Here is an 8,976-nt window from a genome sequence, read left to right as displayed (position 1 = left end):
CCCCCCCCCCCCCCCCCCCCCCCCCCCCCCCCCCCCCCCCGCCCGCGTCACCGTGCCGGTGCCGCACGAGAGGACGGCGTTTCCCTTCCGGGTCCAGAGGTGGGGACTGCCCGCGGGGGGATACCCGGTCGGCATGAACGGTCACCACACCGCCGAACACCGTCCGCCGGCTCTGGTCGGCGGCCGCCCACCGCAGGACGGCCGAACCCGGATCCGGCGGTCCGGGGAATCCCCCTGAGGGGCGGCCCGCCGCGCCGCCCCTCAGTCCCCGGTGACGTCCCGGCGCTCGAAGGCCGCGACGCCCGCCAGTGCGGCCAGCAGCCCCAGACCGGTCATGACCGCCGCGGGCAGCGGCTCGAACGGCTCGACGGGCACGGTGGCCAGGGTGGTGGAACGGCGACAGGTCCAGCACCCCCTGCGGCCAGTCCAGCGCCGTCCCGATCGTCTCCACCAGGTAGGCGACGACCGCGACGACCACCGGCAGACCGACGGTGAGCCGGGGCGCGGTGCCGTACACCAGTACGGCCAGGCCAGTCAGGAGCATCACCACGGGCAGGGTGTTCAGCACCGATCCGAACGCGCCGGCCGCCTCCATCCCTGCCCCTCCGGCCACCGAGCCGGCCCACACGGCCAGGGCCGCGAGGGCCGCGAGCAGCAAGGAGGCGGCCAGGGTCGGCAGGATGTGGCCGCCCAGCCAGCGGCGCCGGGAGACCGGCCTGGTGAGGGTGGTCTCCAGCCGCCCGGCGGCCTCCTCGGCGCGCGCCGCGCCGATCCACCAGCAGGCGTGGAGGCAGAGCAGCAGGCCGAACAGCGGACCCATGGTGCCCAGGTAGCCCTCGGTGACCCGCTCCAGGTCCCATCCGAGCCGCCGGAGCATCTCCCGGTAGGACGCCTGCTCGGCCACGAAGTCGGTGACCGCCTTGGCCACCGATCCGGTCACCAGGGCGTAGAGGGTGATGCCCGTCAGCCAGCCGGCCAGCATGCCCTGTGTACCGCGCCAGGCGAACCCGTCGGGCCGCCCAGCAGCCCGAGCCGGGCGCGGCGGCGCCCGACAGCGTCAGCGCCGTCGTGATCGCGGCGCCGATCACGGTGATCGCGGCCAGGATCCAGCCGGCGTCCCGGGCGGCGAAACCGCCGGGGGTGTCGACGGCGTGCGGGATGCCCTGGAGCATCCGCACGGCCGGGTTGTCCCGGAAGGCGTTGTCGGCGCCGCCGGACAGGTTCGCCAGATGGGTGAGGATCTCCATGCCGGTCAGTCGCGGCCACAGGGAGACATCGCCCGAGACGTAGGAGAGGTGCCGGTGGGCGCGCTCGACGTCCTCGACCGGTACGCCCACGATCCACGCCGTCCCGGCGGTCGGGCGGACGAGGTGGAGCAGCAGGCGGATCGTGGTGGACTCGCCCGCCCCGTTGGGGCCCAGGAAGCCGAAGATCTCACCCTGTCCCACCCGGAGGTCCAGGTCCTCCAGAGCGGTCAACGTGCCGAAGCGCTTCGTCAGCCCCTCGGTGTGTATGGCCCGAACGCGCATGCCGCACCTCCGAGGTCCGCGAGGACGTCTCCCACGCTACAGACCTCCGCCGCCGGAGGCAGGCGCGGAGGGCTCCCGCGGCCCCGCGACGGTGGTGACCACCCGCACCAGGGCGGGGGTGCGGGGCGCGGAGCCGAACCCGAACCGCACCGGCGGGTCGACCGGCGCGAGCGGCCCCAGGTCCCGGCCCTCCCAGGATGCCTCGACCGAGGTGATCCCGCGCAGGTCCCGTACGCCGTACCACTCCCGGTATCCACCTCCCGCGGTGCCCCGGGTCCGCACTCCGGGCATCAGCCGGGCGGGGAGGTCGGTGAGCGCGACCCAGGCGGGCCGGGCGGCCAGCGGGGCGGGCACGCACCGCAGCAGCGTCCCGAGCCCGCCCCGGCGGCCGGTGGTGAGGCGCGTCCGCAGCGGCCCGGCCGTGACGTGCCAGTGCCGTCCGGCCGCGTCCACCACCACCGGGACGACCAGCACCCGGTCGAAGCGGTAGACCGCGGAGACGAAGTCCGCGACCCGCCGGGACGGGGCCAGCAGCAGCCGCTGCCCGTCGGCCCGCTCCAGCATCACGTCGCTGAACGGGCCGAACGGCGACCGGGACCAGTGTCCCAGGACGATCCGTATCCCGGAGGACGTTCCCACACCGGCGATCCACCCGTGGAACCGCTGGGCGTTCCTCACCATGGGCACACCTTCCGGCGAAGGAGGGCGTTCCTGCCGGAGCGCCCCGTGGTCCCCAGGATGCCCGGACGGGCGCACCCGCGCCCGTGCGCCGCCCGGCGCCTCGGCCGGGTTGCCTGCGCGTGCTCGTCGGTCAGGCTCCCGGCCTGGACACGGTGGTCACCGCCGTCGGCTCCGGAGGGGCCATGGCGGGACTCGTCGGCCAACTGGGCGCGCGCCGGGTCCTGGGCGTCCATGCCGGGGCCGTGTCCGCCCCCGCCGTCACCGTCTCCCGCCTGACCGGCAGGTACTGCCTGCCGGAGTCACTGCGGCTGCGCACGGACCAGGTGGGGGCCGGCTACGGCGCGCTGACGGAACCGGCCGGGTCCGCGCTCCTGTTCGCCGCGCGCACCGAGGGGCTCATGCTCGACCCCGTCCACACCGGCCGGGCCCCGGCCGGTCTGGCAGCGGCCAGGGCCGACGGCACGGTCCGCCCCGGGCAGCGCCCGGTACCGCTGCGCTCCGGTGGACTGCCCGGGTTCTTCGGTCACGCGCCGGCGCCGGCCGTCGCCGAGTCAGGGCTGACCGCCGAGGGCCGAGCCGCCTTCCGGCCCTCTCGGGACGGTACCCCGCCCGCGGCCTGGCCGAATTCGATCAACACGCCTGCCGCCATGGCGGGGTCGAGCGCGTAGTTTGACGGGAGCAATCGCGCAGGACCTCACAGAGGACTCTCATGGCAAAAGGAACGACCACGTCCGAGCAGGTGTCGGCCCGGATCGACACCACCGTCCCGCACTCGGCCCGGATGTGGGACTACTGGCTGGGCGGCAAGAACTACTACGAGGTGGACAAGGCAGCAGGCGACCAGGTCCGCAGTATCCACCCCGGCATCCTGGACTACGCCCGGGCGGACCGGGCGTTCCTGGGCCGCGCGGTGACCCACCTGGCCGGCGAGGCCGGCGTCCGGCAGTTCCTGGACATCGGCACCGGGCTGCCGACCAGCGAGAACACCCATGAAGTCGCCCAGCGCACCGCGCCCGACGCCCGGATCGTCTACACCGACAACGACCCCATCGTGCTGGCGCACGCAAGGGCCCTGCTGACCTCCACTCCCGAGGGCGTCACCGACTACCTCGACGCCGATCTGCACGCCCCCGAGGCCATCCTGCGGGACGCGGCCCGGACTCTGGACTTCACCGAGCCGGTCGCGGTCATGCTGCTGGGCATCGTGATGTTCATCGAGGACACCGACCGGGCCCGTGCGATCGTGAAGCGGCTCATGGACGCGGTCCCCTCCGGCAGCTACCTGGTGCTGTCGCACACCATCACCGCTCCGGGGCTGGACGACGTGGACGCGGCGGTCGAGTACTGGAACAGCGTCGGCACGCCGAAACTCCACCAGCGCACGCCCGAGGAGATCGCATGGTTCTTCGACGGGCTGGAGGTGCTGGAGCCGGGTGTGGTGTCGTGCTCGCGCTGGCGGCCGGAGTCCTCTCCCGCGGGTGAGCTCCCCGAAGAGGTGGCCTTCTACTGCGGCGTGGCCCGCAAGCCCTGACGGGCGCCCGGCACTGCCTTCACCGAGCCGTCGTCAGGCACCGGCCGGCGACGGCTCGGTGAGGACGCCGAAGGGGCGGCGGCGCCGGGCGGACGGCGCTTGCCGGACGCGCGGCCGCGCGGGGCGGGGCCCGGGGGGTGGAGCTTGTGGACACGGAACGGGCGGGAAGGTGACTTTTCGTTCTTCGCGTTTCGGTGTCCGGTTCCCGGGTGACGAGTGTGCCGTTGCCCGTCTGCCCTACACGGAGGAGTCAACATGGAACAGCAGCACCCCGTTCCCGGCCGCCCCGGTTCCGAGCCGCCCCCGCTCGAGGAGCTGACCGAGCCCCGGGGGCCGCTGCCTCCCAAGCCCGACCAGAGCGGCCCCGCCACCGTCAGCCCCACCGGGCAGCCCACCGGTGCGGACCGGGCGGTGATGGCGCAGGGCGGGGAGTACCTCACCACCGCGCAGGGGCACCGGCTGCCGGACACCGACCATTCCCTGAAGGCGGGTGCCCGCGGGCCGGTGCTGCTGCGGGACCACCATCTGCGGGAGAAGGTCACCCACTTCGACCACGAACGCATCCCCGAACGCGTGGTGCACGCGCGAGGCGCCGCCGCCCACGGCGTGTTCCGGGGGTACGGCACGGCGGCGAGCGTGACCATGGCCGCCTTCCTGGGCAAGAACGTCGAGACCCCGGTCTTCGTCCGCTTCTCCACTGTGCTCGGCTCCCGGGGGTCCGCGGACACCGTCCGGGACACCCGGGGGTTCGCCGTGAAGTTCTACACCGGCGAGGGCGTCCTCGACCTGGTGGGCAACAACATCCCGGTCTTCTTCATCCAGGACGCCATCAAGTTCCCCGACGTCATCCACGCGGGCAAGCCGCACCCGGACCGGGAGATCCCGCAGGCGCAGAGCGCGCACGACACTTTCTGGGACTTCGTCTCCCTGCACACCGAGGCCACCCACCACACGCTGTGGAACATGTCCGACCGGGGCATCCCCCGCTCCTACCGGATGATGGAGGGCTTCGGCATCCACACCTTCCGGCTGGTGAACGCCGACGGCGGGACGACGCTGGCGAAGTTCCACTGGAAGCCGAAGCTCGGCGTGCACTCCCAGGTGTGGGAGGAGGCCCAGATCACGAGCGGCGCCGACCCCGACTTCCACCGGCGCGACCTCGCCGACGCGATCGAGGCGGGCGCCCACCCGCAGTGGGAACTGGGCATTCAGACGTTCCCCGACACGCCCGAGCAGACCTTCGAGGGCATCGACCTGCTGGACCCGACCAAGATCGTCCCCGAGGAGCTGGCCCCGGTGCAGCCGATCGGGCTGCTGACGCTCGACCGCAACCCCAGCAACTTCTTCGCCGAGACCGAGCAGGTCGCCTTCCACCCCGGCCATCTGGTGCCGGGCATCGATGTCACCGACGACCCGCTACTGGCCGGGCGGCTGTTCTCCTACATCGACACCCAGATCACCCGGCTGGGCGGCCCCAACTTCGCCCAGCTGCCGATCAACCGCCCGCACGCGCCGGTCAACGACATGCTGCGGGACGGCATGCACCAGACCGCCGTGCACCGGGGCACGGCCCCCTACCGGCCCAACTCCATGGACGGGGGCTGCCCGTTCACCGCCGGAGCCGACGTGGGCGCGTACGTCGAGGTGCCCGTGGAGGTGCCGGCCGGCCGGAAGGTGCGGGAGGCCCCGGCCTCCTACGCCGACCACTTCAGCCAGCCGCGGCAGTTCTGGCTCAGCCTGTCGCCGGTCGAGCAGGAGCACGTGATCTCCGCCTACACCTTCGAGCTGAGCCGGTGCTACGAGAACGCGATCAAGGAGCGGGTGCTGCGCACGCTCGCCAGCATCGACCCCCGGCTGTGCCGGGAGGTCGCTCAGGGGCTCGGGCTGCCGGTCCCCAGGCCGTCGGAGCCCCTGGCCGACGTGGCGCCCAGTCCGGCGCTCTCCCAGGTGGGGCGCGAGTGGCCCGTCGCCGGGCGGATCGTGGGGATCGTCACCGACGGAGGCGATCTGGAATCCGTGCGCGCGGTCCGGCAGGCGGTGTTCGAACAGGGCATGGTGCCGCTGGTGGTGGCGCCCACCGGTGGCGTGCTGGGCGCGGACACCGGTGACCCCGTCACCGTCCAGCGCACCTTCGCGGCCGCCCGCTCCATCGAGTTCGACACCCTCCTCCTGGCCGGCGCGCCCGCTCCGGCCGCCGACGCGCACGGGGCCCGGGACGCCAAGGCCGGCAGCGGCGACCGGAGCGGGGACGCCGGCTCGGCGGTCGACCCCCGGGTGGTGCTGCTGGTCGGCGAGGCGTACCGGCACTCCAAGGCCCTCGGTGGCTGGGCAGGCGCCGAGCGGGTCTGGGAGGCGGCGGGCATCGCCTCCGACGCGCCCGGTGTGGTCGGCGGAGACGACGGCCGGGACGTCCTGCCCGAGGTCGTCCGGCTGCTGGCCCGCCACCGGGTCTGGGAGCGCTTCCCCGCGGCCCTCTGACGTTCCTTCTTTCCGCGTGAGGGTCCGGCCGGGAGGCCGGGCCCCACACGCACCGGGGCCCGGCCTCCCGGGCGTGAACGTCCACGACAGCCAGGCGCTCCCGCCGCTGGTGGCGGGCATCCCCGCCGTCCGCTCCCGGCGCGGCCCGCGCAGACGCCGCCCCGGCGGGCTCCGCGCCGACAAGGCCTACCACTTTCCGCCGAGAAGCCGGCGTGGCTGCGCGAGCGGGGCACCGTCCCGCGCATCGGCCGGTCCGGGCCCGGACCGGACACCGTCCGGTCCCGTGGCCGGAACCGGTCCGCGCCACTACCCCGCGCCCTTCGAGGGCCGGGCGCGTACGTGCATCCGTTCGCCCTGCGGCCCGAAGATGCTGATGAACTCGACCGGCCACTCCCCCGCGTTCGCCAGGCCGTGGGGGGTGCGGGTGTCGAACTCGGCAGCCTCCCCCGCACCCAGGACGAGGTCCTGCTCGCCCAGAGCCAGCCGCAGCCGTCCGGACAGGACGTAGAGCCACTCGTAGCCCTCGTGTGTCTGCTGCTCGGGCCGCCTGCCCCTGCCGTATCCGGCGGGCATGATCTGCTTGTAGGCGTGCAGGCCACCCAGGCTGCGGGTCAGCGGCACGAAGGTCTGCCCGTACCGGTTGAAGGGGCGGGCGTGAACGCGGGGGTCGCCGGTGACGGGCGCGCCGACGAGTTCGTCCAGGGGGACGCTGTAGGCCCTGGCCAGAGGGAGCAGCAACTCCAGGGTCGGTCTGCGCCGCCCCGACTCCAGTCGCGAGAGGGTGCTGAGCGATATCCCGGTCGTCTCGCTCATCCGGGAGAGCGTGGCGCCGCGCGCCTGACGCAGGGCCCGCAGCCGGGGTCCCACACCGGTGAGGACGTTCTCGAAGTCGTCGTCGGTCATCCGTCCATTTGCCGATCCGGCAAAGATGTTTGTCAAGCGGACGAGTGTGGGCGGAGTCTTGCCGCATGACAGAGGGAGCGACATGAACGGACATGGACATGGCGAACGATCCGCGGACTCATTCCCCCAGGGAGCCGAGCGACTCCACGACGTGGTGGTCGTCGGAGGTGGCGCCGCCGGGCTGAGCGGGGCACTGACCCTGGCCCGGGCGCGCCGCTCGGTCCTGGTGGTCGACTCCGGGCGGCCGCGCAACGCCCCGGCCGCCGGTGTCCACGGCTACCTGGGGCTCGACGGCACGCCGCCCCTGGAGCTGACGGCAGCCGGGCGCGCCGAGGTGCTCCGCCACGGGGGCGAGATCACCCAGGGCACCGTCACGGCCGCCGAGCGGCTGACCGCCGGGGGCTTCCGCCTGTTCCTGGACGACGGCACCGCCGTGACGGCGGGCCGGCTGCTGGTGGCCACGGGCCTGGCCGACGAACTGCCGGAGGTGCCGGGGCTGGCGCGGTTGTGGGGGCGCGACGTCCTGCACTGCCCGTACTGCCACGGCTGGGAGGTGCGCGACCGGGCGATCGGCGTGCTGTCCACCGGGCCGGCGGCCGTCCGGCAGGCGCTGCTGTGGCGGCAGTGGAGCGCGGATGTGACCCTGTTCCGGCACACCGGACCCGAGCCCGGCGACCGGGAGTACGAGCGGCTCGCCGCCCGCGGCGTCGCCGTAGTCGACGGCGAGGTGACCGGCCTGGAGGTGAGCGGCGGCCGTCTCGCCGGGGTACGTCTGGCGGGCGGGCGGACCGTGCCGTGCCGTGCGCTGGTGGTCGCCCCCCGGTTCGCCGCCCGCGCGGACTTCCTGGCGGGTCTGGGGCTGGAGACGGCCGAGCAGGTGAGGGGCGGCCACGTCGTCGGCGAGCACATACCCGCCGACGCCACCGGTGCCACCGCCGTGCCCGGGGTGTGGGTGGCCGGAAACGCCTCGGACCTGACGGAGAAGGTCGTCGGCGCCGCCGCCGCGGGCGTGACCGCGGCCGCGGCGATCAACGCCGATCTGGTCGAGGAGGAGACCGACCGGGCCGTCGCGGTCCGCGACGGTCTCGGAAGGAAGGCAGTGCGATGAGCGGTCACACGACGAACGGCGACGGTACGGACGGCGCCTCGGCTGAGGAGTTCTGGGACGAGCTCTACGGTGCGGACGAGCGGATCTGGAGCGGTGAGCCCAACGCCGCCCTCGTCCGCGAGACGGCGGATCTGGTCCCGGGCGGCGCCCTGGACCTGGGCTGCGGCGAGGGGGGCGACGCGATCTGGCTCGCCCGGCGGGGCTGGCGCGTCACCGCGGTCGACATCTCGCGGATCGCCCTGGACCGCGGAGCCGAGCAGGCCCGGCGGGCGGGCGTCGCCGACCGGATCGACTGGTTGCGGCACGATCTGGCCGAGTCCTTCCCCGAGGGCTCCTTCGACCTGGTCTCCGTCCACTTCCTGCACGCTCCCTCCCCCATCGAGCTGCCCAGGCAGCGGATCCTGCGCGACGCCGCGGCGGCCGTGTCCCCCGGCGGTGTCCTGCTGGTCGTCGGGCACGCCGACCCTCCCCCGGGGGCGGCCGGCCACGGCCACGGCGACCATCCGCCCCTGCCCACGTCGGCCGAGGTCCTCGCCTCGCTCGGTCTCCCGGAGGAGGGGTGGGAGCCGCTGGTGAGCGGGGAGCGGCGGCGCGAGGCGACCGGGCCCGACGGACAGTGGGCCGTCTTCGAGGACGCCGTGCTCAAACTGCGGCGGCTGACCGGCTGAAACCTCCGGCCCGGCCCCGGAGACACCGGCTCCGGAGACAGGAGCGGGGGGGGGGGGGGGGGGGGGGGGGGGGGGGGG

General features: G+C 74.2%; 7 protein-coding genes and 2 pseudogenes. 5 read left to right on the top strand and 4 right to left on the bottom strand.

The window, feature by feature from the left end; translation table 11 throughout:
* The 3 genes and pseudogenes from LJ221_RS00095 to LJ221_RS00090 all read right to left on the bottom strand — a co-directional run.
* Nucleotides 1-982, bottom strand: a pseudogene (locus LJ221_RS00095) (hypothetical protein); the annotation flags it as partial.
* Between the two features lie 268 nt (nt 983-1,250).
* Nucleotides 1,251-1,529, bottom strand: a pseudogene (locus LJ221_RS23820) (ATP-binding cassette domain-containing protein); the annotation flags it as partial.
* 36 nt (nt 1,530-1,565) lie between these two features.
* Complete coding sequence (locus LJ221_RS00090) at nt 1,566-2,210, bottom strand: hypothetical protein (RefSeq protein WP_241712539.1); 645 nt, start codon at nt 2,208-2,210, stop codon at nt 1,566-1,568.
* 119 nt (nt 2,211-2,329) lie between these two features.
* Here LJ221_RS00090 and LJ221_RS00085 point away from each other — a divergent pair, with 119 nt between their 5' ends.
* The 3 genes from LJ221_RS00085 to LJ221_RS00075 all read left to right on the top strand — a co-directional run bounded on the left by LJ221_RS00085 (nt 2,330) and on the right by LJ221_RS00075 (nt 6,219).
* On the top strand, nt 2,330-2,878 hold the full coding sequence (locus tag LJ221_RS00085) for a hypothetical protein (protein ID WP_241712538.1): 549 nt from the start codon (nt 2,330-2,332) through the stop codon (nt 2,876-2,878).
* 41 nt (nt 2,879-2,919) lie between these two features.
* Nucleotides 2,920-3,741 (top strand): SAM-dependent methyltransferase, encoded by an 822-nt coding sequence (locus LJ221_RS00080; protein ID WP_241712537.1) that lies wholly within the window; start codon nt 2,920-2,922, stop codon nt 3,739-3,741.
* A 255-nt stretch (nt 3,742-3,996) separates the two neighbouring features.
* Nucleotides 3,997-6,219 carry a catalase gene (locus LJ221_RS00075; RefSeq protein WP_241712536.1) on the top strand — a complete coding sequence of 741 codons (2,223 nt, stop codon included), beginning with the start codon at nt 3,997-3,999 and terminating at the stop codon, nt 6,217-6,219.
* Nucleotides 6,220-6,525: 306 nt separating this feature from the next.
* Here LJ221_RS00075 and LJ221_RS00065 read toward each other — a convergent pair whose 3' ends face one another.
* Nucleotides 6,526-7,122: a helix-turn-helix domain-containing protein gene (locus LJ221_RS00065; protein WP_241712535.1), complete on the bottom strand. Its 597-nt coding sequence runs from the start codon at nt 7,120-7,122 to the stop codon at nt 6,526-6,528.
* Nucleotides 7,123-7,204: 82 nt separating this feature from the next.
* Here LJ221_RS00065 and LJ221_RS00060 point away from each other — a divergent pair, with 82 nt between their 5' ends.
* Nucleotides 7,205-8,230, top strand: a complete 1,026-nt coding sequence (locus tag LJ221_RS00060) for an NAD(P)/FAD-dependent oxidoreductase (RefSeq protein WP_241712534.1) — start codon at nt 7,205-7,207, stop codon at nt 8,228-8,230.
* Entirely contained in the window at nt 8,227-8,898 is a 672-nt protein-coding gene (locus LJ221_RS00055) for a bifunctional 2-polyprenyl-6-hydroxyphenol methylase/3-demethylubiquinol 3-O-methyltransferase UbiG (protein WP_241712533.1), read from the top strand. Before LJ221_RS00060 ends, LJ221_RS00055 begins: the two co-directional genes overlap by 4 nt.
* Nucleotides 8,899-8,976: the final 78 nt, after the last annotated feature.

It is taken from the genome of Streptomyces sp. CNQ085 (assembly GCF_022614595.1).
Taxonomy (GTDB): domain Bacteria; phylum Actinomycetota; class Actinomycetes; order Streptomycetales; family Streptomycetaceae; genus Streptomyces.
Note: the sequence above shows the minus strand (reverse complement) of the source record. Positions and strands in the feature narration are given on the sequence as shown.

Excerpts from the sequence above, each read along its gene's own strand:
- LJ221_RS00090 (WP_241712539.1), bottom strand. The coding sequence starts at position 2,210 with ATGGTGAGGAACGCCCAGCGGTTCCACGGGTGGATCGCCGGTGTGGGA.
- LJ221_RS00080 (WP_241712537.1), top strand. The coding sequence starts at position 2,920 with ATGGCAAAAGGAACGACCACGTCCGAGCAGGTGTCGGCCCGGATCGAC.
- LJ221_RS00075 (WP_241712536.1), top strand. The coding sequence starts at position 3,997 with ATGGAACAGCAGCACCCCGTTCCCGGCCGCCCCGGTTCCGAGCCGCCC.
- LJ221_RS00065 (WP_241712535.1), bottom strand. The coding sequence starts at position 7,122 with ATGACCGACGACGACTTCGAGAACGTCCTCACCGGTGTGGGACCCCGG.
- LJ221_RS00060 (WP_241712534.1), top strand. The coding sequence starts at position 7,205 with ATGAACGGACATGGACATGGCGAACGATCCGCGGACTCATTCCCCCAG.
- LJ221_RS00055 (WP_241712533.1), top strand. The coding sequence starts at position 8,227 with ATGAGCGGTCACACGACGAACGGCGACGGTACGGACGGCGCCTCGGCT.